This window comes from Nostoc sp. LEGE 12454 (assembly GCF_056620565.1).
The window spans coordinates 185,495-207,617 of the sequence record NZ_JBWQXL010000004.1; the positions used below are offsets into that span (position 1 = coordinate 185,495).

The following is a 22,123-nucleotide window of genomic DNA, read 5'->3' on the forward strand; positions in this document are numbered from 1 at the left end:
TGTTGATAGGAGGGATATAATATGCAATTAATCTCGAAAGAGGAAATCAAGACATTAATAGAACAGCCAAAAGGAAATTGTGTTTCCATTTATATGCCAACGCACCCAGCTGGGCCAGAAGTGCGACAAAACCCAATTCGCTTTAAAAATTTGGTCAGGGAAGCAGAGGCTCGTTTAATTGATGCGGGTTTGACACAGGAAGATGCGATCGCATTGGTGGAAAAATCCCAGGAAATTGATACCCAAGAGTTTTGGGAGCAAATCGGAGAGCAAGGGCTGGCGATTTTTATTTCTGACAATATTTTTCGCTATTATCCGCTACCAATTGATTTTCAAGAGTTGGTCGTGGTTACAGACCGATTTCACATCAAACCATTGCTGCCAATTTTAAATGGCAATGGTCGCTTCTATATACTGGCTTTGAGCCAACAAGATGTTAGGTTCTTTGAAGGAACACGCTACAGCATCAATGAAGTGGAAGTAGAAAATCTCCCTAAAAGTCTAGATGAAGCTCTCCAAAGAGACGATACTGCTAAAGAAGGTCAGTTCCGTATCGCAACATCAAAAGGGGGAACTTCCAATCCTTTTTCGCAACCAGGTTCGTTTCACGGACAGGGAAGCCCTGACAGGGATAGACGCCAAGAAGATATCCTCCAATTCTTTCAAATTGTCGATCGCGCATTACACGATAAACTGAAATTGCAAAAAGCGCCTTTGGTGCTGGCTGGGGTAGAGTATCTCTTGCCTGTGTACAGACAAGCAAATACTTACCAGCATTTGATGGATGAAGCTATTACCGGGAATCCAGAAATTCTCAGCGCCCAAGAATTACACGATCAAGCTTGGCCGATTGTCGAGGCTGATTTCCAAAAGTCACAGCAAGCAGTTTTGGAACAATTTCACGAATTGTTTGGTGGCGATACTGGTAAAGCATCTAACAACCTCGAAGAAGTTGTATCAGCAGCTTATTACCAACGAGTGGATTCATTACTAGTTGCAGTTGGTCAGCAACAGTGGGGTTTATTCGATCCAACCTCAGAAACGGTTTATTTGCACCCAGAAAAAGAAGCTGGTGATGAGGATTTGTTGGATTTTGTCGCTGCTCATACTTTATTAAATGGTGGCACGGTCTACGCTGTTCCCTTTGAACAGATTCCATATAGCACAGATGTTGCGGCGATTTATCGATATTAACAATTTCGGTTTTGCACGCGATCACTACCCCACCAAATGAGTATATTGAGGTGGGGTCTTTTGTAATATCGTTAAAAATTGACATTCCTGAAAGCTTCAGCTATAGCGGTTTATTGTACATGCTGAAGCAAGCCTTGCTTCATTGCCGCCATTTGTAACGGGGAACCCACTGAAGGATTTCTTTTGCAAGTTGAGTGTTAATCAAAGCTTTGTAAGGTTCATTTTCATATTCATCACCTCCGCGCCAATCCACTTCAGGTAGTAGAGATTGAGCCATTTCTTGACTAGTTCGATGCGCCGAAGAAATGTCATCTGCACATAGCAGTAAGGTAACATGACCAGGATTAGGACAGTGTAAAGCGTATCGTGCTGCTTGGGCGGCGTCTCTCACATCCAGAAAAGCGCCGTACTCCCAAAACGGATTCCACTCAAAATCGGGATTAGCTTGCCGATTAGAAATAATAAAATCGTAAGTTTCTTCATCAAATACACCAGGTGGTCGCAGACAAATAGTTGGGATACCTGTGCTATCGGTAAAATATCTGCACATTTCTTCACCAAGCTGCTTGGAAACAGCATAAGGAGTAGTTGGATAACAAGGATGATTGTCATCTAAAGGAAGATAATCCGGTTTTCTCTCACCTTTAAAGATTCCCAAAACATCAACACTGCTGAAGAAAATAACACGTTTGAGTTTTGCTTCTGCTGCTGCTTTTAGAATATGCCAAGTTCCGAGAAGATTCACTGCCATTATTTCATCCGGCAAATCCTCAAAGTTTCCAAGTAGTGCTGCAAGATGAATAACTGCATCGCAGCCAACAATTGCTGAACGAATTTCATCTGGATTCAGAATATTATGACCACTTGCAATATCAAAGCCAATAACTTCACATCCATCAGCACGTAAAACTTTTTCAACAACCGAACCAATCATTCCTTCGTTGCCAGTAACTAATACTTTCATAAAACTCATGATTGTTGATCGTATTTACACAGTAGTTTTTGCGCGAAACTGATTCTATTTAATAGGATTACTTTAATTCACGTCGTGCAGCTGCTAAAATCAGACGTTGTTCAGCACGAGCGATCGCTTGATATGTTCGCTCGACTGCTTCCGGTTCAACGGAAATGGAAGTTATACCCCATTCCACTAACTTATCAATAATTTCTGGATAGAGGGCTGGTGCTTGACCGCAGATTGAACAAGGGATACCAGCACTTTGAGCCATCTGGATCAGTTGAGCGATCGCACTCATAACTGCTGGATGACGTTCATTTAATACTTTTGCTAGCTGTCCTTGTTCTCTATCCACTCCTAGCAATAATTGGGTCAAGTCATTTGTACCAATAGAAATTCCACCCACACCTGCTTTCACATATTCCGGTAATAAAAACAGTACACTCGGCACTTCTGCCATCATCCACAATTGAAACTGCGCTACTTCGGTTAAAAAAGCTTGCTCAACTTTGCGACGGCAAAAAATAAATTCTTCTACAGTCCGCACAAAAGGCAACAGCAGGTTTACATTGGTGTAGCCACCTTGCTGTACGCTTGCCAAAGCTTGCAGTTCCAACTCAAAGACTGCGGGATTTTGTAAATAACTAAAGGTGCCACGTTCGCCCAACATCGACTGGGGCGAAGATTCTAAACTATCACGCAATGATGGTAAATCTTGCGATCGCCAATCTAAAGAACGATAAAAAACTGGTCTTGGGGCAAAGGCACGGGCAAATTGCATAATTTGCTCAGACCATAGCTCTAACAATTCTGCCTGACGCCCGCTTAAAATCCAAGTATTGGGATGTTGCCCGTTCAATATATTTAGTACCATCAATTCGGAACGCAACAATCCCACTCCATCCACAGGCAGGTTTTGCACTTGTTCTATTAAAGTGGACTGACTCAAGTTAACCAGCAATTGGGTAGCAATCATAGGTAGATGAGACGCAATAGCAGAATGAGGCGCTTTCGAGTTGGGGTGATGGGAGGTAAGAAGATTTTCTTCTCTTCCTTTGTCCATCTCTTTTTTTGAGTCTCCTTTGATGCGATAAACTTCTCCTCTGTCGCCATCAAGCAGCAATCGTTCGCCAGTTTGGATTAAAGTTGTGGCAGATGTTGCGTTTACTACTGCTGTGATACCTAATTCTCTAGCTAGAATTGCCGCGTGACTGGTTAATCCCCCTTGTTCAGTGATAATACCACCAACTTGTTGCAATAATGGCAACCAATCAGGTGTAATCGTTGGTACTACTAAAATTACTCCCTTCGGTAGTTGTTCGGGTTTCTGTTGTGGATTAATAATTACCAGGGCAGTGGCTACAAGCCGTCCTCCAGCTGCTCCTAGTCCTCGAATCAAGTGTGAGTGAGGAATTATAGATTGCGAAGGACTAACTTGTGTGATGTAGAGTTTGCCAGATGTAGTTTGCCCGGCAATAGTCCATTTAATGGTAAAAGTTTTACCTAGTTCACTTACCAGTTGAGTTCCCAGAGCAATTATTTGTTGTAAGTATTCTTCTTGTAAAGAGTACTGTTTTTGTTGGGCTTCTGGAAGCATATAGGTAATTAGACAGGTGCGATCTGGTGTTAACGCTGAGTTCGGCACGAGTTGCGAAAAAACTTTAGATGCTGCATCATCAACACCATAAGCCAGCATTTTATTGCCTAGTTGTTGCTCAAGCACAACCCCAGTTTCTGGTTGAATATAGTAAACATCTGGCTGTACTTCGCCAAGAGCGATCGCCATTCCTAATCCCAAAGTAGCTTCAATTTCCCACCCAGAGGCATTGGTTGTGAGCGAGCCGCTGGCGATCGCATTTTCAACAGGTTGCACCAAAATTGCGAAATTAATTTGTTGCAGATTAATTCCTGAGTGCTGCCAATATAATAGACTCCGGGCGCGAAATATTTGACTCCAGGTACGCTTTAGAGCCAGTGCGATCGCTTCCGGTTCGCACTGGCAAAATACCGACTCCAGTAAACCCGATATATTGTTTATCCCTGGAGTAGCAGTTGATACTCCTAAGGAAGGTCGAAGAATTAAACAGCTAGTTTGCCATTCTCTAGCTGCTTGGAAAATTGTACTCACCCACTCCTGGGTTACAGTCGCAGTCAGAATTTCTTGGCGCAAGCGACTAGCCACCTGCTGAAGTTGCCGCCAATTAGTGACATCCAGGTGTAGCGAAGAATGGGGTAAGTCAGCTACTAATGATTCTGAACTATTGAGATTTTCAAGAAATTGCCGCAAAATTTCTGCCGAAACTACAAAACCAGGCATCACCGGATAGCCACGCTGGATAATTTTGCTCAAGTAAAAGGCTTTGTCACCTACTTTGGCGCGGTCTTGTAGTTTAATTTGATCTAGCCAGTAGAGTTTATTCACTCAATTTGTTAGTTGTCTATTTGTAGCCACAGCCATTTCTTTTTGGTATGTTATCAGGTTAATCTACTGACTTCTGAATAAAAAGTATCCAGGGCTGACAGCAGTTTTCTTTTCGATGAATTACAAAGTTACGGGTTTTGAAGCAGGATAGAGGAGAATTCAGGAGTCAGAAATCAGAAGTAAAACAGGCTTTATACCTGGCTTTGAGACGAATCGTTGTGTACTTCAGTAATTTGAAATACGCTGTATAGCTGATTTGCTCTACTTATACATGGTCGTATCATATTTAATTGTTGAGTATATAGGTTAAATCTAACAATTTAAGGTATAATTCTCTGGCTAAGTCATTTTAAATAGCTGAAAAACTATTTAATAAACTTAAAATTCATCTAGTTTACCCAAATTACGATCGTTGCGACAATTTAACAATGCCAATCTCCATTCATTGATCAGAATAATATCTTATTGAAAAATAATCCTAATAATGGAAAATATTAATTCTCAGTTTCACAACCATTACTGAATCTATAGAATCCAAAGATGAGATAGGTTATTGCACTATACCTATTGGATTAAACTCTATTAATAAAACATTAGAATAGTTTTGCACTATTTTTATAAAAATATTACGATTTAACCTATTATATAAAATTCTCCATATCAGACTAAACATTGGCAAACACTTACTACCTTGCAACTGATGATTGGCTGAATATCAGCTTCCGGCTATGTATTGCATTGCTTATTGGAGCAATCATCGGCTTAGAACGTCAAATTAGACGCAAACCAGCTGGTTTAAGAACTCATATACTGGTGAGTTTAGGTTCAGCCTTATTTACCTTAATAATCATGCAAACAGGAGGACTGCAATCTAGCCCTGATGCACTTAGCCGTGTAATTCAAGGGATTGCAGCTGGTGTAGGATTTCTCGGTGCTGGAGAAATTGTGCGCCAATCTTCCCAAGAATCACAGCAACTTGAAATTCACGGACTCACCTCAGCAGCGGCTATTTGGGTTTCTTCTGCATTGGGAATTGCTTCTGGCTGTGGTTTATGGCAGTTAGGATTAATCGGTGCTATGCTGACTTTTTTTGTTCTCAGCGTTTTTAAAAGGTTTGAAAAACATCACAAAAAATCAGAGTAGAGGCATACAGATGGACGCTATAAATACCCGTATGAAATATCTTTAAATCAATACAGTTCAGAATGAGCAACAAAACCATGATTTAGAGACACTATTTATCGCGTTTTTAAAGACCAATTATCTACACAAATAACCTTTAACCCAAAGGGATCTATCTTTAAATAAATTTTTAATTTTTAATTGTTAATTCTCCTTCTTTCACCAAAATAATTTGGGATGAATTCAACCATTGGGAATCAAAAGACCCCAAGTGCGTGGTAGTAATCAAGGTTTGAAAGCGGTCTTGAATGGCATCAAGCAATTGATTTTGGCGGGATAAATCTAGTTCAGCAAGAACATCATCTAATAATAGTAATGGTGGCTCTTTGACGACTTCTTCAATTAATTGTAATTCGGCTAATTTTAAAGCTAGAACCAGGGTTCTTTGTTGACCTTGAGAACCATATTGACGAGCGGGTGTCTGGTTAATAGTTAATTCTATTTCGTCTCGATGCGGGCCGACAAGAGTCGTGCCTTGGTGCATTTCAGCAACGGCTCGCTGCTGAATTTTTGCTAAAAAAGCTTGCTGCACTTCTTCTGGCTGGTTATCCTCTACAGGAATATTCGGCACGTACTTGATTTGTAGAACTTCTGTACTGCCGCTAATACTGCCGTGCCAGGTGGTAGCAATGGGAGCTAATCTTTGGATAGCGCGATCGCGTCGTCTAATTACCCTAGTTCCTGTAGTCGCTAACTGTGCATCCCACAGCGCTAGTTCTGATTGTAAAGATGTTGCATCCAACGTCTCTACATGGCGTTTTAAAAAGGCATTGCGCTGGCGTAACACATGGTTATACTGCTGCAAAATGTGAGCATAAACTGGTTCGAGTTGAATTAAGAGTGTATCTAACCAGTTGCGGCGACCTTCCGGGCCGCCGCGTACTAGTTCTAAATCTAAGCTGGAAAATTGGACTGCATTAAGAACGCCGAGAAAGTCCATTTGACGGCGGATAGATTCGCCATTGAGAGCAACACTACGGCGACCATTGCGGCGCAAGGTTAAAGTCAGGTCGCTAACACCTGTTTGTCGTTCAAGAGTGGCATCAATTTGGGCTATGGCTTCCCCTTCTTGAACCAAATCGCGATCGCGGGTCATGCGGTGCGATCGCAATGTTGCCAGTAACTCCACCGCCTCCAACAAATTTGACTTTCCCTGAGCATTATTACCTACCAAAATTGTTTTGGCAGCATTAAACTCAACCTTTTGGTCTTGATAATTACGAAATTGTCGGAGGTTTAGAGTTTTTAGGTACATAACGAAAAGTTAGGAGTGAGGAATTAAGAGTTAGAAATTATGAGTAAGGAGTGAGGAATTTTAAGTTTTGAGTTTTGAATGCAAAATGTTCTTCAACTCATAACTCCTAACTTTTAACTCCTAACTCCTAACTCCTCACTTTTTCAAACCGCCTTCTTGCCCATAATCCGCAAAAATATCTTCTCCGCTTCAATCCAGACAAACATTAAGGCACTGAAGCCAATACAAACCGCCAATTCTTGCATATTCAGGTAATGAGTACCAAAGAAATCTCGCAGGGGTGGGACATAAACTAGCATCAACTGCAAAATCGTGGTGACGACAACAGCCGCTAATACAAAAATATTGGAGAATGGATTCATCTCGATGGCCAGTCGGTTGTTGGAGCGAATCGCGATCGCATGACCCATTTGGGCGATACACAAGGTAGTGAATACCATTGTCTTCCAAGCATCCCGATTTCCCTGATACCCAGCAGCATGGGTGTGTTGATAAGCCCACCACATCAAGGCAATGCTGATAATGGCAAAGATGATACCAATGCGAATCATATAAGAACCCAATCCCCTAGCGAAAATACTTTCACGGGGACTAAAAGGCGGACGTTGCATGACATCCGGTTCTGGAGGTTCCACAGCTAATGCCAAAGCTGGTAAACCGTCTGTCACCAAGTTCATCCACAAAATTTGTAAGGGAGTAAGGGGAACGCCTCCTAAACCAATTAGGGGTGCAGCTGCAATGGTGATAACTTCGCCAATGTTACTGCCCAGAATGTATTTAATAAAGCGGCGAATATTGGTGTAAACAACTCTACCTTCCTTGGTGGCGCTGACAATGGTGGCGAAGTTGTCATCAAGTAACACCATGTCACTGGCTTCTTTACTGACATCAGTGCCAGTAATGCCCATTGCGATACCAATGTCGGCTTGTTTGAGGGCTGGGGCATCGTTGACACCATCGCCTGTCATGGCGACAAATCTACCCCGGCGTTGCAGTGCTTGGACAATTCGCAGTTTGTGTTCTGGGGAAACTCTGGCATAGATGCTCACCAGGTCAACGTTTTGCTCTAATTCCTGGTCAGTCATCCGTTGCAATTCTTGACCTGTGAGAACGCGATCGCCTTCTTGGGCAATTCCTAAATCGGTAGCGATCGCTCGTGCTGTTAATTGGTGGTCGCCAGTAATCATTACTGGGCGAATACCTGCTTCTCGACACTCTTGGACTGCTGCCCTTACTTCTGGGCGTGGTGCATCTAACATTCCCACCAATCCCAGCCATACTAAATCTTGCTCGGATGTTTCATCTGAACCTTCCGGTGGAATCTGCACCAAGGGTTTGTAGGCAAAACCTAGCACTCTTAGACCTTTACTCGCCATCAGGTCATTTTCTGCCAAAATTTTCTGGCGTTGTGCTTCGGTTAAAGTAGCCGTGTCATTACCCAAATGAATCTGAGTGCAACGTGCCAAGGTTAACTCTGGAGAACCTTTAGTAAACATTAAGTAAGGTTCCGATTGCAGAAAACCAGCGATCGCTGGGTCAATGCCTCTCGAAGATGCGTCACCTGTGGCGACTCCCTCCACCTGAGCGATCGCGCTCATCCGCTTCCGTTCCGAGGAAAAGGGAAACTCCGCAACGCGAGGTAACTTACTGTTCCACTGGTCTTTTTCAATTCCGGCTTTTCCCGCCAGCGTGAGTAATGCCCCTTCTGTCGGATCTCCTAAAATTGCCCATTCACCTTGTTCTTTTTGCAACACTGAATCATTACAAATAGCACAGGCGACTGATAAAGCGGAGATTTCTGGAGATTCTTCTAGGGAAATTTTGTGACCATTGAACTGAAAGTCTCCTGTGGGGGCATAACCTTCGCCGGTGACGCGAAAAGTTTTGTTATTGGTGGAAATCGATTGCACCACCATTTTATTTTGAGTCAGGGTGCCGGTTTTATCAGAACAGATGGTTGTTACAGAACCCAACGTTTCCACTGCTGGCAATTTGCGAATCAAGGCATTTTGGCGCACCATTCGCTGGGTTCCCAGTGCCAAGGTGACGGTAATTACAGCTGGTAAACCTTCTGGAACTACAGCAACCGCCATACTCAAGGAAACTTCCAAGAGTTCTTGAATATTTTTAAAACCCCCGTCTCTGATGACACCGCCAGCGACAACGATCGCCACAAGTATTAAAGAACCTGTAACTAGGACATTACCCAGTTGAGTCATCCGCTGCTGTAAAGGCGTAGGTTCACTTTCCACCGCCTGCAACATCGCAGCAATTTTACCCAGTTCTGTAGTCATGCCAGTGTTCGTCACCAGAACCTTGGCGCGTCCTTGGACTACTTCAGTTCCTTGAAAGACAACATTGAGGCGATCGCCTAATGATGTTTCCTCCGGCAATTTTAGTGATGCCTGTTTATTCACCGCTTCGGCTTCACCAGTCAATGCCGACTCACGTACTTGTAAATTAGACTGTTCGATCAAGCGTCCATCTGCGGCTATTTGCATCCCAGCTTCCAGCAGCATGACATCCCCTGGAACTAGTTCCTTGGCTGCTATCTCCACCAGTCTGGCGTCGCGGATGACGCGTACTAAGGGAGAGGTCATTTTTTTCAAGGCTGCCAAGGCTTTTTCGGCGCGGCTTTCTTGGACGTAGCCGAGTATGCCATTGAGGATGACAATTGCTAGGATAGCGATCGTATCTTTAAATGGCACTTCACCAGGCTTCAAACTGCCCGCCCGTAAAGCCATTAAGTCTAAAAACCCAGAAATCAGAGCCACGCCAATCAGCATCAATAACATAATGTTCTTGAACTGATCCAGCAGAATTTCCCAAGCACTACGGCCAGCAGTTTCTTCGAGTTCGTTGGGGCCGTATTTTTGTAATCTCTGTTGAATTTCTTGGGGTGTTAAGCCGCTGTCTGCATTACTATCAAGCAGGTCTAGCGCTTTATCAACTTCTAAACTATGCCAAACGGCGGCACCTTCAGGCAGAGAATTAGCAGACATCGTATAGGTCACAGCAAATGGTTACAAAATTCGATCATAATTTAGTGATGGCAGGAATTCCATCTTCTAAAGTTACATTAAGCCGATCGCCCAGTTTTATGAGTGTATATGTAATTCTTAACATTTGTAAATTCCTCCTGTTTTGACATAGTATTATTTCTCACGAAAGAGTTTTTCGAAACACATTGTACCGATAATTATTAGTACCCCGCTGTAAACGTGGCGATCGAGAACCACTAATTGATGTACTTAGTAAGAGCAACGCCCATTGTGGGCAGTCTTTTAACTCAGCATTTTTCATCCACCCCGATCGGGGGAGCCATTGCTCGACTAGGATTTTCCATCTCAAGCAATTGGTGTGACGGCGGTAAAACCGCTTGAGTCATGTTTCCTCCCCGACCTAAAGGTGAGGGTTTTTTACACTTACCACAAGGTTTTATGAGTTTTGCACTCCCCACTTTGACCGTTAGCCAGATGTTTGGGCAAAAAACAATTCGACCGCTTACTGCTGCTACCCTCTGTGGCATTACTTTCATTAAAGATAGACTGATTGCCATTGACAGTATTAAAGGGCATCTACTGGAGATCGATCCCACCTCTGACAACAGTAAAATTCTCAATCCCCATCAAGTTGAAGAATTTACCGATGTCACTGGTTTAGCGGTGTGGGATGATACCCTGTGGGTAAGCCGAGAAAATAGTGTTTATTTGTGCAAGCTGAATGCTTTAGGTCTGGAACATTTTGTGACATTGCCTTATGCAGCTGATGGCGTTGCTGTTTGGGAAACAACGGTTTATGTTAGTTGCCAAAGGCTAGGCTACATTCTGGTTTTTGACCGCGAAACGCGAAAAGAAATTACCAGATTTTATGCACCTGGAGTTGGGATAGAGAATTTGGCAGTCAACCAAGAAATGCTATGGATTTGCGATCGCACCGAACAATCAGTTTACGCGATGGACAGAGCCACGGGAGAGCTGCAATTCAGCGTTCTGACACCCTTTGAATGTCCGACAGGCATAGCAATCCATAAAAATGCCGAAACAGGCAAAGAAAGTATTTACGTCGCCTACGCCTCAGAGGAGCCTTATATCCGGGATAACCCGAATGCCGATCCGAGTCATGAATTAACATTCCGCGATCGCACTTTTATTCATCCTCTGTATTATCATTACGATCCAGATAAGCGTTACGCACTTTCTAATGGCTATCTGATTGAAATGTCTTATGCTGAGGAAATTGCACCTCTAGACGAAGTTTTTTTACCCGATGTCGAATGGCGTATTGCCCTACCATCGGAAACTGAGCGTCAAAAGGTGAAACACGTTGAACCTATTGGTATACCCTTCACCGAAGAAGTAATAGAGGGGCAACGTGTAGCAGTTTTTAAATTTGATTCTCTTGCACCAGGAGAACGGCATATATTTGGCTGGAAAGCACTTTTGGAAGTTCGAGGTATTAAGTATCGCATCACACCCAGAGACGTAGAAAATATACCCGAACTGTCCCCAGAATTACAAACACGCTACCTAGTGGACGACGACGATTTAGCAATGGATACTACCATTGTTCGCCGTGCCGCCAGAGAAGCGATTGGTTCTGAAACCAATGTGTTGCGGAAAATGCACAGCATCCGCAACTACGTTTATGATGAGTTATCCTACGGTATTAAACCTTACATTGATACACCAGATACGGTTTTAGAACGGGGGGTTGGTTCTTGTGGCGAATATGTCGGCGTTTTACTTGCCCTATCTCGTTTAAATGGCATCCCCTGCCGTACTGTAGGTAGATACAAATGTCCTCCCCATAGTGACTTCGTAGGAGTACCGCTACAACCCGACTTTAATCATGTTTGGCTAGAATTTTACGTCCCAAATTTTGGCTGGTTGCCAATGGAATCAAATCCTGACGATATAGGTGAAGGTGGGCCTTATCCGACGCGCTTTTTTATGGGCTTATGCTGGTATCACATTGAAATTGGCAAAGGCATCACCTTTGAAACCGTGACAAGTAAAGGTGCGCGGCTAACCAAAGAAGATATTCCCATCGGTGATTTGGCAATAAATCATATCCGGTTCACAATTCTTAAAGAATTACCGCCTTTTTGAATTAGGGCATTGGTTATTGGGGAAAGACCCTGAGAAAATGAGTAGGGTGTGTCATGCCGTAAGCTAACGCACCTTAATACTCTCTGTTTAATCACAAATTTCGTCTACTTCTGAACTCTTGTTCTTATTCAAATATTCTTCAAATAATTCAAAAAATTTCTGTAGTGCCTCATGCTCATCTACAGAATAGAAAAGGATTATTTTAGACCATGACTGACCTGAGTTAATTCCATATTTTTCTTCAATCCATGATTGAAAACCTTCAAATTCTCTTTCTGGCTCAGTTGGAGTTACGCCAACTTCTCTTCGAGCCAGACTATATCCTCGCAAAAGCATATCAAGTCTAGTAATTGAACTACTTCCTAAATACATTCCTGGTCTTTTCTTTATAGCACCTAGAATCTCCTTGTAAATATTAAACCGAGGAAATATCAAATCCTGACGAAGCCTTAAAAGGTCTTCACTTCCTTGAATTTCTGAATCATTTTTCTGTTTTATAAATTTTTCAAATAGTTCAAAAAAACTATAGAAAGCATTTCTGTCACTACCACAGGAAAATATAAGTATTCCAGCCCAAGATTGAGTCAAATTAGTTTTTGCTCTTTCTTGTATCCATTCTTGAAATCCTTCCATTGGGTCGCCTTCAGGAGTTAATCCTAAGTCACTTAGTTGACTTAAATACCCACGTACAAAGAAATCAAGACAAGTAATTGATGGCTTATCTATATACATAACTGGATTTTCTTTAATCTTTTGGAGAAGCGTAGAAAGATTCATCATATTAATTACTCCAATTTAATTTAGGGACTAGAGTGTGCTATGCCGTAGGCTAACGCACCTTAATACTCTCTGCTTAACCACTATTTTCGTCTATTTCTAAAATCTTATTCCTATTCAAGTATTCTTCAAACAATTCAAAAAATTTCTGTAGTGCCTCATGCTCATCTACAGAATAAAAAAGAATTATTTTAGACCATGACTGACCTGAGTTAATTCCATATTTCTCTTCAATCCATGATTGAAAACCTTCAAATTCTCTTTCTGGCTCAGTTGGAGCTACACCAACTTCTCTTCGAGCCAGACTATATCCTCGCAAACGCATATCTAATTCAGTGATTAGACTATCTCCTAAATACATTCCTGGTCTTTTCTTTATAGCGCCTAGAATCTCCTTGTAAATATCAAACCGAGGAAACATCAAATCCTGACGAAGCCTTAAAATGTCTTCATTTTTTTGCATTTTTGAATTGGTTTTATGCTTTATGAACTTTTCAAATAATTCAAAAAAACTATAAAAAGCATCTCTTTCACTACTAGAAAGAAACAGAATTATCTCAACCCAAGATTGAGTTGTATTAATTTTTTCTCTTTCTTGCATCCATTCATTAAATCCTTCCAGTGAGTCGCCTTCAGGAGTTAATCCTAAATTACTTAGTTGACTTAAATACCCCCAGACAAAGGAACGAAGGCAGGTAATTGATGGCTTATCTATGTATATGACGGGATTTTCTTTGATCTTTTGGAGAAGTGTAGAAAGATTCATCATATTGATTACTCCAATTTAATTTAAGGACTAGAGTGTATTATGCTGTAAGCTAATGCACTTTAATACTCACTCCCTAACCACAATTTTCGTCTATTTCTAAACTCTTATTCCTATTCAAGTATTCTTCAAATAGTTCAAAAAATTTCTGTAGTGCCTCATGCTCATCTACAGAATAAAAAAGAATTATTTTAGACCATGACTGACCTGAGTTAATTCCATATTTCTCTTCAATCCATGATTGAAAACCTTCAAATTCCCTTTCTGGCTCAGTTGGAGGTACACCAACTTCTCTTCGAGCCAGACTATATCCTCGCAGAAGCATATCAAGTCTAGTAATTGAACTACTTCCTAAATACATTCCTGGTCTTTTCTTTATATTACTTGGAATCTCGTTGTAAATATCAAACCGAGGAAAACTCATCTCCTCACTAAGCCTTGAGATATCTTCATTTTTTTGAATGTTTGAATCATGTTTCTGCTTTAAGAACTGCTCAAATTCTTCAAAAAACCTATTAAAAGCAGCTTGTTCACTTCCAGAGTAAGAGAGAATTATCCCAGCCCAAGATTGAGTCGTATTAGTTTTTGCTCTTTCTTGTACCCACTCTTGAAACCCTTCCATTCCACAAGAGCTTATGTCAGTAAATCCGAGTGTAATTAAACTATCTATATACCCAGTTAAGAATGAATGAAGACAAGTAATTGATGGCTTGTCTATGTAGATAACTGGATTTTCTTTAATCTTTTGGAGAAGCGTAAAAAGCTCTTTCATGCCAGCAACCTCTAATTTGGTGAAGATTTAGTAATTGAACAACTACATCGCGCTTTTATTGAAATCAATCTTTCCTATCACGAGCGGGTGAATTATCTGGCAGTATATCAGCACGAACCACATCGCTAATCCATTCTCCCTCAATATTATTGTTAGAATAATTTGCATAATCATCCCATGTCATGGTGTCGCCAGTTGAATATTCATAAACGACGCCACGAGTTTGATTATTACCATCTCCATCATTTAAATGAATCCACGTTACATAATCACCAGATGGAGGATAACCACCACCAAATTCAATACCTGGAGGTTGAGCTAAACTTCTAATTGCCCCTGGCGCAGGTCGCCAACTTCGAAAATGATGAGTTACAAATTTGTCAGGAGAACCAGACCTCCTGTAATGTACTGTTTGGTGAAATTTGTAATTATAAAGAACTGAAGATTGACCTTGTGGCCCACAAACTAAATTAAGTGGATAGAAAGAACAATATCTCTCCTGAGCTTTATTTGGAACCTGCTCATTTTGAGCTTTTGTTGTGCTAATTGCAGCCTTCGCAGTAGAAGCTAATTCCGAGCCAGCAGCAGCACATTCAGCTTGAACAGCACAAGCGTCTAGAGACGACAGCAATGCATAAACAGTTTGAGGGAAAATGCCCTTAAATATTAGAAGTAAAAGAAACGTCGAAATTCCTACTAATCTAAATACGGATTTATTTACGGTTAATCGCACTAGTCTTAACTCCTTACAACCAAAGATAAAAATCGGTTTATCTGACATCTAGGTTGTCTGATAGGAGAAGAGAATCAGTCCAGTAAAAATACGAGTATTTAGTAGATTTTTTTGAAAATTGAACCAAGGTAAATAAATAAACTAATTAGCTATTAACTCTTAAACTTCTTAAGCTGGGCAGTGGATATGATTGATGCTGCTTAAAATCAGCAAACTCACAGATAGAGTTAAATGGGCAAAAGCGGCAGTGAGAACCAGGATTAGGAGGGAATATTTTACTGAAATTACTAGTTTCTTCCTGATATTTTTGCAAATCGTGCTGATGTTTATGAGCAATATTCGCCAACTCAAATTTTAAGGATTCTAATTCACTATTGTTAATACTAATTAAGTCTGATTTCTTACATATTTCTAAATTATAAAATGATGCAACAGCTTCTCGTCCAGGGTAAAGATAACGAGCAGCTAACAAGTAAACTAATGCCTGTCGTTTGTCAAAAGCCGACTTGCCAGTTTTGAAATCCAAAATATGTAAAGTGCTATCAGACTCAATAAAAACACAGTCCATAGCCGCGTATAAGCGAAAGCAATAATCTTCTTGTTCAACTACTATCGGTTTGGGAAAGCCTTCATCACCCGGAGTTAATTGGATAATATCTTTATCTAAAAGCAACGGCGAATCGTGATATTTTTGCAAAATTTGCAGCACGCGTTGCTGGACTTGAAGGCTTGAGTTGCCTAATTTTAGTAGCTGGGCAACTCTTTCTACACCATCTGCTTGCTTCAACAGATGCCTGTGATGATGAAACTCATAAACGCCTTTTTGAGCTAGTATGCCAATCCGCTGGGGTGCAGTGGCTTGCGTTAAAAGCGCTTTGACTTGTGGTTCGTGTTGCCGTGCTTTGATAAACCCCCGTCTCATCTGGCAATGCCAGCGTTCTTGCCCAGTCGCTGGGGCAACTAGAGACCAAAGGTGATAACTGGCAAAAGGTCGATCGGGGGTTGACATTGCTCAGAAACAGTGAGAGAAAATACGGTGGGGAGAAGTTTAAGCTAAGGCTTGCTTAGAAAAGAACTTCGGAGGATACTTGCTGCTACACACGCTTTGCGGGAAGCTTTTATAGTACTGATAATGTACCGGAGCAAGTGGCAAAAATGTCTAGCAAGATAAAATTTGGTACCGATGGATGGCGAGGGATTATTGCCGATGACTTTACTTTCCCCAATGTGCGGAAAGTAACAAGGGCAATCGCCACTTACTTAGAAACAGCCTACACAAAAGATAGACCAGTACTTATTGCCTACGATACTCGCTTTTTAGCTGACCAGTTTGCCCAAACAGCGGCCCAAGTATTAGCAGATTTGGGTTGGACTGTAAAAATTACCGATCGGGATTGTCCCACTCCAGTAATTGCCTACAATGCCCGTCACCTAAATTCCGCTGGGGCGTTAATGTTTACTGCTAGCCATAATCCAGCACCTTACTGTGGAATTAAATATATACCCGATTATGCTGGGCCTGCCACTCCAGAGATTACTGATACTATTGTGGCAAATATAGAAGGTGCATCGGATGAGTTGCCTGGGAGCAACCCATCAGGTTCAATTTCAATTTTCGATCCGAAACCAGATTACCTGCAATTTATCTACACTCTACTTGATGTAGAAAAGATCAGAAGCGCTAATTTAAAGGTAAAGTACGATGCTTTGTATTCTACCTCTCGCGGCTATTTAGATGAAGTTTTGCAACATAGTGGCGTTCAGTTAGAAAGTTTCCATGATTGGAGAGATGTTTTATTTGGGGGTGGAATGCCAGAACCCAAAGGAGAACAGTTAGTTGAGTTAGTGGAAGCAGTAGTTCGCGATCAAGCTGATTTGGGCTTGGCAACGGATGGAGATAGCGATCGCTTTGGTATCGTAGATGAACAAGGAACCGTCCTCACTCCGAATACCGTGCTGCTACTTCTAGCACGTCATTTAATCAAAAACAAAGGTAAAACTGGCGCGATAGTCCGCACTGTCGCTACAACCCACCTGCTGGATAATTTCGCTGCTAAAAATGGGCTGCAAATTTACGAAACAGCAGTTGGTTTTAAATACATCGGCGAAAAAATGCGGGAAACTGCTGTATTAATCGGTGGAGAAGAATCAGGTGGTTTAAGTATTATCGGGCATATTCCCGAAAAAGACGGGGTATTAGCCGATATGCTGGTGGCAGAAGCGATCGCTTATGAAGGCAAACCGCTAAGTCAACTTGTTAAAGAAGCGATTGCTGAAGCCGATGGCCCACTTTACAACAACCGCCTAGACTTGCACCTCACAGAGGCGCACAAAACCGCCGTCATCGACTCTTTTACTAAAAATCCACCTACAGAGGTAGCAGGAATTAAAGTCAAGGAAGTGGGGCGTAAAGACGGTATTAAGCTCTATTTAGAAGAAGGTAGCTGGGTTTTACTGCGTCCTTCCGGTACAGAACCACTGGTACGCGTCTACCTAGAAACCAACACTCCCGAAAAACTCACCCAAATCGCCCAAGAGTTAGAGAGTGCCATTGCTAAACTAGAGGCAGTAGCAGTTTAATCTGTCAGAGTTAGGAATTAAAAGTTAAGAGTTATGAATTAGGAGTTAAGAGTTGTAAATTAACAATTCTTAACTCCTCGTTTCTAATTTCGAGCAAAATATAACTCCTAACTCCTAACTTCTCATTTCGATCAAAATATGAAAATCGCTCCTTTTTTGACATCTCTAGTTGTAGCAGTTTGGGTAATCGCGATCGCAATTATTTCAGTTCAAAATGCCACACCCGTATCGTTAAAATTCTTAACATTCCAATCGATTCAGATACCAATGGGTTTAGTGCTAGCTTTTAGTGCCGTTGTCGGGTTAATTGGGATGGCACTGCTGCAACCTCTGTGGGGACTTGCTGGTATTGGACAGGGTAATTCTCGATTGGAAGACGATGCGGAATTTTTTGTTGACGATGAAGATTTTTGAGGCTTAAATAGCTGTGCAGTATCAAAACATTATTACAATCGAACCAGGAAAGCGAGGTGGTAAGCCTTGTATTCGAGGAATGCGAATTACTGTATACGATGTTTTATCATATCTTGCCTCTGGCATGACCTACGAGGAAGTGCTTGATGACTTTCCTTATTTGACACAAGAGGATATTTTGGCTTGCCTAAGCTATGCGGCTGATCGAGAACGGCAAATGCTAACAATGCAAGCATGAAGTTATTGTTTGACCATAACTTATCACCTCGGTTAGTTGATCGACTGGCTGACATGTATCCAAACTCTCAGCATCTTTTTCTTATAAGCTTAGATCAAGCAGATGATCTAATTGTTTGGGAGTATGCCCGACAAAATGGATTTACTGTTGTCACCAGAGATGCTGATTTTAATGAGTTGAGCATTTTGCGAGGATTTCCTCCGAAAGTGATTTGGATTCGTTATGGCAATTGTTCAACCAGACAGATTGAAGAGATTTTGCGATCGCATCTAGAGGATATCCAAGCTTTTGACCAAAATCCAGATTTGGGAGTCTTGACATTGTATTAAATTTGGAAATTATGGAAACTGAGTATGATTTTAGCCAGGGCAAGCGGGGAGCGATTGAATCAACACCAACAGGCAAAACTAGAATTACAATTCGCCTAGATGACGAAGTACTAGCATGGTTTCGTGACCAAGCTCACGCAGCAGGTGGGGGAAATTACCAAACTTTGATTAACGATGCCTTGCGTGAGTACATTCAGCAGCGCCGTGAACCGTTAGAAGATACATTACGGCGAGTATTGCGAGAGGAACTTGAGCGTATTGGAAAATAAGGATATTTTGGCTTGCCTAAGCTATGCGGCTGATCGAGAACGGCTATGAGCGCAACTTATAAAGCAGATTTTAACTTGTGGATTGAACAGACAGCCCAACTATTGCGATCGCATCGCTGGCATGAAAGCGATATTTGATAACTTTATTTGTCACTGTGTGGGTATTGGCGATCGCTATGATCTCAGAGTGCCTCTAGCCTGGAAGTTTCGCAGTACATGAAAAAAGCCTACGTCGGCAGGCTTTTTAGAAAGTTTTGGGAGAGCGATCGCACTGTTATAAAATCAAAATGTCCATTCGTGATTTGGATCATCTAGGGCAGCGCGAACAGAAGCTAAATTTGCAAGGTCTTTGAAAGGGCTTGATTTAGCAATTTCTGTGATTGAATTTAAGGTAATGGCTAGTTGCTCATTATTGCCGGATGCGATCGCATTATCAACGACAGCAAACAAAGCGCGAAAGTTTTCTGCACGTTCATCAAAAGAGCGATCTAGATACGCCATCAGTAACTCTCGTTGGGCATTAATCTTGGTGATTGTTTCGTTTTCCCAAACATCAATCTCTCGTCTCTTTGTCTGTTCCTGTTCGGCAATTATTTTATATTCACCATAAGCTGAAGAAACTATTTCAACACATTGTGTTTTTTCTAAAGCTGCTATCTCACGCCTTTTAGTCTGTTCTTGCTCTCCAATTTGCTTGTAACTGGAAACAATGGTCACTAACGATTTTGTGGCGTTAACCGCAGTACATATTGTACCGATACTTGGTAAAACCATTGCTAAATACCTCCCAGAGTTTTATATTTAGCTTGGATGGTTAAAGTAGAAGGGTTTAATAGTCCTTCATTATCTAAAATAGGAATTTTCATAATTTCTGCAAGTGCTTTAATTAAAAGTGCTATTTCTTGAAACTTCCTAGCATCGCGATCACGATTAAAAGGTTGGGCTTCAAGCTCTTGAAGTGCAGATTTAGCACGGTTGTTTAAATTACACACTAAATTAGCCAGTTCCACTATTCGCCATTTAACCTGTAATAGAAAATCTTGAGCTGCTTCGATATTGGCAATTTCTATGTTTACCCTAGCTTCATACTCTCGTGCTTTAGTCAAAGCTTCCTCACCCTTACCAGCAAGTTGAAAACCCCCAACCATTAACGCCGGGCCGAGTGTAATACCTCCCAATACAGCGCCACCAACCGCCATACTAGTACCACCACCTAACCAAGTTATGGCTCCAGTCCAAGCCGCAGCACCACCAACTTGTGAGATAGCGACTTCACTAGCCCACAATCCAAAGAACTTGGAAACAGTAACAGTACCTACACTCCTTGCTAAGGTAACTGCACCAGAGCCTGCTGCTGAGGCTGCAACGGCTGCTGACACACCACCTTCCACCCACTCTTCAGCTTTGATAACTTCTGTTTTGTACTCCTGAATTTGCTGAGTGGAGATGTCTAATCCAGTTAAAATATCCAGATTGTTTTGGGAAGCTCGCTGACCAATTCTCTCAATAAAAGCTATAAAGTTTGAAATTGTACCCTGCTTAATACGAAGTTGCATTTGACCATAGGTTTCTGCTGACTGGTTGGTAATTTCCCAGGTTGCTTTTAAATTTTGCAAGCTACTTTCGTATTTTTGTTGAGCCTGTTCACCAATTTCCTTTGCTTGATTCATATTGCCAATGCCTTCAGCACCTTTTAGCGCTCCGAAGGCTCCAGTAGCCAAAGCAGCAGCACCTAAAATCAGTGGAATCATGAAATACTCCTGATTATGATTAGTATTTGGTTAGTACTTGTCTACGGGTGAAATATAAAAGCGAGGCATCACCTTATACTTATTTTTCCCGGAGATACCAACTAATGAACATTCACAAGGTGTAAATTTGAGACTACGATTAATGCAGTTGTCAATCCTTTTCGTGTTGAGTGCAATCCCTGTAGGAGGCTAACATCTGAATGTAATGGACAAGCGATGTCCACGACGGGCTACGCCTACGCACTCGGCTTGACGCTAGAATATTAGTCGCAATCTTGTGGAGATGATTGGTAATGAAAATTAAAGCAGTTATCTGGCAAGAAGACGGTGTGTGGTGTGCTTCTGTACCTGCCCTACCAGGATGCCACACTTGGGGAGACAACTATGAACATTTGTTAGAGATGCTGCAAGATGCAATTCAAGGTTGGTTGGAAGTTGCTAACGAATGAGAAGAACTAGCATTATGAAAAATACTGGACTTACCGAAGATGATTTGGACTAAAAACGATCGCAATTATCCAAAGTTCACATAGCAGCACCTAAGTTTAGCAATTTTGGGTTAGTTGTAGCTTCAGGTAATCAATGAATTCCAGAATTTCTGTATCAGTGAGTTGTAGACGCGATCGCCTGCCATATTTCTGCTGCAAATAATCCCTTCCCTGCTCTGAAGTCCAATTTAATTGGGCTAAATATGTGTCAGTTTGAGCTATAAAAACATCACGGGGTTCAACCGTTTTGATATTGTCACTTGTTTCTGGTTGAGATTGATTTTTATCTTGATTAAAATTGTGAATTTTATTAATTTTTAAACTTACTTTCTGCCCTAAAGCTTGCCAATCAATTTCCCTATGTCCTTCCCAACTAACACCTATAGAGCAATAAGTAACTGGATCGTAAATATTACAAAAAACTACATTACTATTTCCTGGGCTAACGGCGATCGTCAGTAGATTAGACAGTTGTCCAGAAGTCAGAACATCTAAAGATAACAACAAACCTTGAGAAAAGTAAGATTCACTTCCTGAACGAATAATATAGGGTTTGTCTGCCAAAATATATAAATCAGTTTTTTCAACTACTCCAAACCTAGTTTCAACCCTTTTGTTAACTTCTATTCCTGTGATCGCTCCAGTTAAAGCTCTTTCATAAATTGGGATGCGTCTTTCATCTTCAGCAAGCATATACCAACAGTGATCGGATTCTTTACTGACAAAGACATATTGAGGTTTTGGGATTGCCCCAAATCCTAATTTAACTTCCATATTTTTGATGAAGGTTTTGGTAAATATATTTATTGAGCAACTATCTTTTACGTTTATACCGTCAAGCTATGAGTTACTTTATAGATATAATTCCCCAGCCAGGAAGCTAA

Annotated in this window: 22 protein-coding genes; 10 read left to right on the forward strand and 12 right to left on the reverse strand. The window is 41.4% G+C overall.

The window, feature by feature from the left end; genetic code table 11:
• The first annotated feature begins 21 nt into the window (after nt 1-21).
• Nucleotides 22-1,194 (forward strand): baeRF3 domain-containing protein, encoded by a 1,173-nt coding sequence (locus AC1F2U_RS06295; RefSeq protein ID WP_480260330.1) that lies wholly within the window; start codon nt 22-24, stop codon nt 1,192-1,194.
• Nucleotides 1,195-1,333: 139 nt separating this feature from the next.
• Here AC1F2U_RS06295 and AC1F2U_RS06300 read toward each other — a convergent pair whose 3' ends face one another.
• Complete coding sequence (locus tag AC1F2U_RS06300) at nt 1,334-2,158, reverse strand: NAD-dependent epimerase/dehydratase family protein (protein ID WP_480260331.1); 825 nt, start codon at nt 2,156-2,158, stop codon at nt 1,334-1,336.
• Between the two features lie 67 nt (nt 2,159-2,225).
• Nucleotides 2,226-4,574, reverse strand: a complete 2,349-nt coding sequence (locus AC1F2U_RS06305; protein WP_480260332.1) for a putative PEP-binding protein — start codon at nt 4,572-4,574, stop codon at nt 2,226-2,228.
• Between the two features lie 672 nt (nt 4,575-5,246).
• On the opposite strand from AC1F2U_RS06305, the gene AC1F2U_RS06310 reads away from it, so the two are divergent.
• Entirely contained in the window at nt 5,247-5,717 is a 471-nt protein-coding gene (locus AC1F2U_RS06310) for an MgtC/SapB family protein (protein ID WP_480260333.1), read from the forward strand.
• Between the two features lie 169 nt (nt 5,718-5,886).
• On the opposite strand, the gene recF is transcribed toward AC1F2U_RS06310, so the two are convergent.
• Nucleotides 5,887-7,011 (reverse strand): DNA replication/repair protein RecF, encoded by a 1,125-nt coding sequence (gene recF, locus AC1F2U_RS06315; protein WP_480260334.1) that lies wholly within the window; start codon nt 7,009-7,011, stop codon nt 5,887-5,889.
• A gap of 143 nt (nt 7,012-7,154) precedes the next feature.
• Nucleotides 7,155-10,013, reverse strand: a complete 2,859-nt coding sequence (locus tag AC1F2U_RS06320) for a cation-translocating P-type ATPase (protein ID WP_480260438.1) — start codon at nt 10,011-10,013, stop codon at nt 7,155-7,157.
• Between the two features lie 438 nt (nt 10,014-10,451).
• On the opposite strand from AC1F2U_RS06320, the gene AC1F2U_RS06325 reads away from it, so the two are divergent.
• The gene (locus AC1F2U_RS06325) at nt 10,452-12,122 is read left to right on the forward strand and encodes a transglutaminase domain-containing protein (RefSeq protein ID WP_480260335.1); all 1,671 of its coding nucleotides are present in this window, start codon (nt 10,452-10,454) and stop codon (nt 12,120-12,122) included.
• 87 nt (nt 12,123-12,209) lie between these two features.
• Here the strand turns inward: AC1F2U_RS06325 and AC1F2U_RS06330 are convergent, their stop codons facing one another.
• The 5 genes from AC1F2U_RS06330 to AC1F2U_RS06350 form a co-directional block, all read right to left on the reverse strand.
• Nucleotides 12,210-12,902, reverse strand: a complete 693-nt coding sequence (locus tag AC1F2U_RS06330; protein WP_480260336.1) for a hypothetical protein — start codon at nt 12,900-12,902, stop codon at nt 12,210-12,212.
• Between the two features lie 73 nt (nt 12,903-12,975).
• Nucleotides 12,976-13,668 (reverse strand): hypothetical protein, encoded by a 693-nt coding sequence (locus tag AC1F2U_RS06335; RefSeq protein ID WP_480260337.1) that lies wholly within the window; start codon nt 13,666-13,668, stop codon nt 12,976-12,978.
• Between the two features lie 73 nt (nt 13,669-13,741).
• The gene (locus tag AC1F2U_RS06340; RefSeq protein WP_480260338.1) at nt 13,742-14,437 is read right to left on the reverse strand and encodes a hypothetical protein; all 696 of its coding nucleotides are present in this window, start codon (nt 14,435-14,437) and stop codon (nt 13,742-13,744) included.
• Between the two features lie 64 nt (nt 14,438-14,501).
• Nucleotides 14,502-15,170: a hypothetical protein gene (locus AC1F2U_RS06345; RefSeq protein ID WP_480260339.1), complete on the reverse strand. Its 669-nt coding sequence runs from the start codon at nt 15,168-15,170 to the stop codon at nt 14,502-14,504.
• A gap of 145 nt (nt 15,171-15,315) precedes the next feature.
• Entirely contained in the window at nt 15,316-16,179 is an 864-nt protein-coding gene (locus AC1F2U_RS06350; protein ID WP_480260340.1) for a PD-(D/E)XK nuclease family protein, read from the reverse strand.
• A gap of 146 nt (nt 16,180-16,325) precedes the next feature.
• Between AC1F2U_RS06350 and AC1F2U_RS06355 the strand changes: the two genes are divergently transcribed.
• The 6 genes from AC1F2U_RS06355 (at nt 16,326) to AC1F2U_RS06380 (ending at nt 19,138) form a co-directional block, all read left to right on the forward strand.
• A complete protein-coding gene (locus AC1F2U_RS06355) occupies nt 16,326-17,750 on the forward strand; it encodes a phosphoglucomutase/phosphomannomutase family protein (RefSeq protein WP_480260341.1) in 1,425 nt (474 codons plus the stop codon).
• A gap of 138 nt (nt 17,751-17,888) precedes the next feature.
• On the forward strand, nt 17,889-18,164 hold the full coding sequence (locus AC1F2U_RS06360) for a LapA family protein (protein WP_322650706.1): 276 nt from the start codon (nt 17,889-17,891) through the stop codon (nt 18,162-18,164).
• Between the two features lie 13 nt (nt 18,165-18,177).
• Nucleotides 18,178-18,402 (forward strand): DUF433 domain-containing protein, encoded by a 225-nt coding sequence (locus tag AC1F2U_RS06365; RefSeq protein WP_094347786.1) that lies wholly within the window; start codon nt 18,178-18,180, stop codon nt 18,400-18,402.
• Nucleotides 18,399-18,731 carry a DUF5615 family PIN-like protein gene (locus AC1F2U_RS06370; RefSeq protein WP_480260342.1) on the forward strand — a complete coding sequence of 111 codons (333 nt, stop codon included), beginning with the start codon at nt 18,399-18,401 and terminating at the stop codon, nt 18,729-18,731. Before AC1F2U_RS06365 ends, AC1F2U_RS06370 begins: the two co-directional genes overlap by 4 nt.
• A gap of 11 nt (nt 18,732-18,742) precedes the next feature.
• Nucleotides 18,743-19,000 carry a BrnA antitoxin family protein gene (locus AC1F2U_RS06375; RefSeq protein WP_480260343.1) on the forward strand — a complete coding sequence of 86 codons (258 nt, stop codon included), beginning with the start codon at nt 18,743-18,745 and terminating at the stop codon, nt 18,998-19,000.
• A gap of 45 nt (nt 19,001-19,045) precedes the next feature.
• Nucleotides 19,046-19,138: a DUF29 family protein gene (locus AC1F2U_RS06380; protein WP_480260344.1), complete on the forward strand. Its 93-nt coding sequence runs from the start codon at nt 19,046-19,048 to the stop codon at nt 19,136-19,138.
• A gap of 144 nt (nt 19,139-19,282) precedes the next feature.
• Here the strand turns inward: AC1F2U_RS06380 and AC1F2U_RS06385 are convergent, their stop codons facing one another.
• On the reverse strand, nt 19,283-19,774 hold the full coding sequence (locus tag AC1F2U_RS06385; RefSeq protein WP_480260345.1) for a hypothetical protein: 492 nt from the start codon (nt 19,772-19,774) through the stop codon (nt 19,283-19,285).
• A 2-nt stretch (nt 19,775-19,776) separates the two neighbouring features.
• Nucleotides 19,777-20,751 (reverse strand): hypothetical protein, encoded by a 975-nt coding sequence (locus AC1F2U_RS06390; protein WP_480260346.1) that lies wholly within the window; start codon nt 20,749-20,751, stop codon nt 19,777-19,779.
• A 293-nt stretch (nt 20,752-21,044) separates the two neighbouring features.
• On the opposite strand from AC1F2U_RS06390, the gene AC1F2U_RS06395 reads away from it, so the two are divergent.
• Nucleotides 21,045-21,200 carry a type II toxin-antitoxin system HicB family antitoxin gene (locus AC1F2U_RS06395; RefSeq protein ID WP_480260347.1) on the forward strand — a complete coding sequence of 52 codons (156 nt, stop codon included), beginning with the start codon at nt 21,045-21,047 and terminating at the stop codon, nt 21,198-21,200.
• A gap of 96 nt (nt 21,201-21,296) precedes the next feature.
• On the opposite strand, the gene AC1F2U_RS06400 is transcribed toward AC1F2U_RS06395, so the two are convergent.
• Complete coding sequence (locus tag AC1F2U_RS06400; protein WP_480260348.1) at nt 21,297-22,013, reverse strand: hypothetical protein; 717 nt, start codon at nt 22,011-22,013, stop codon at nt 21,297-21,299.
• Nucleotides 22,014-22,123 lie beyond the last annotated feature (110 nt).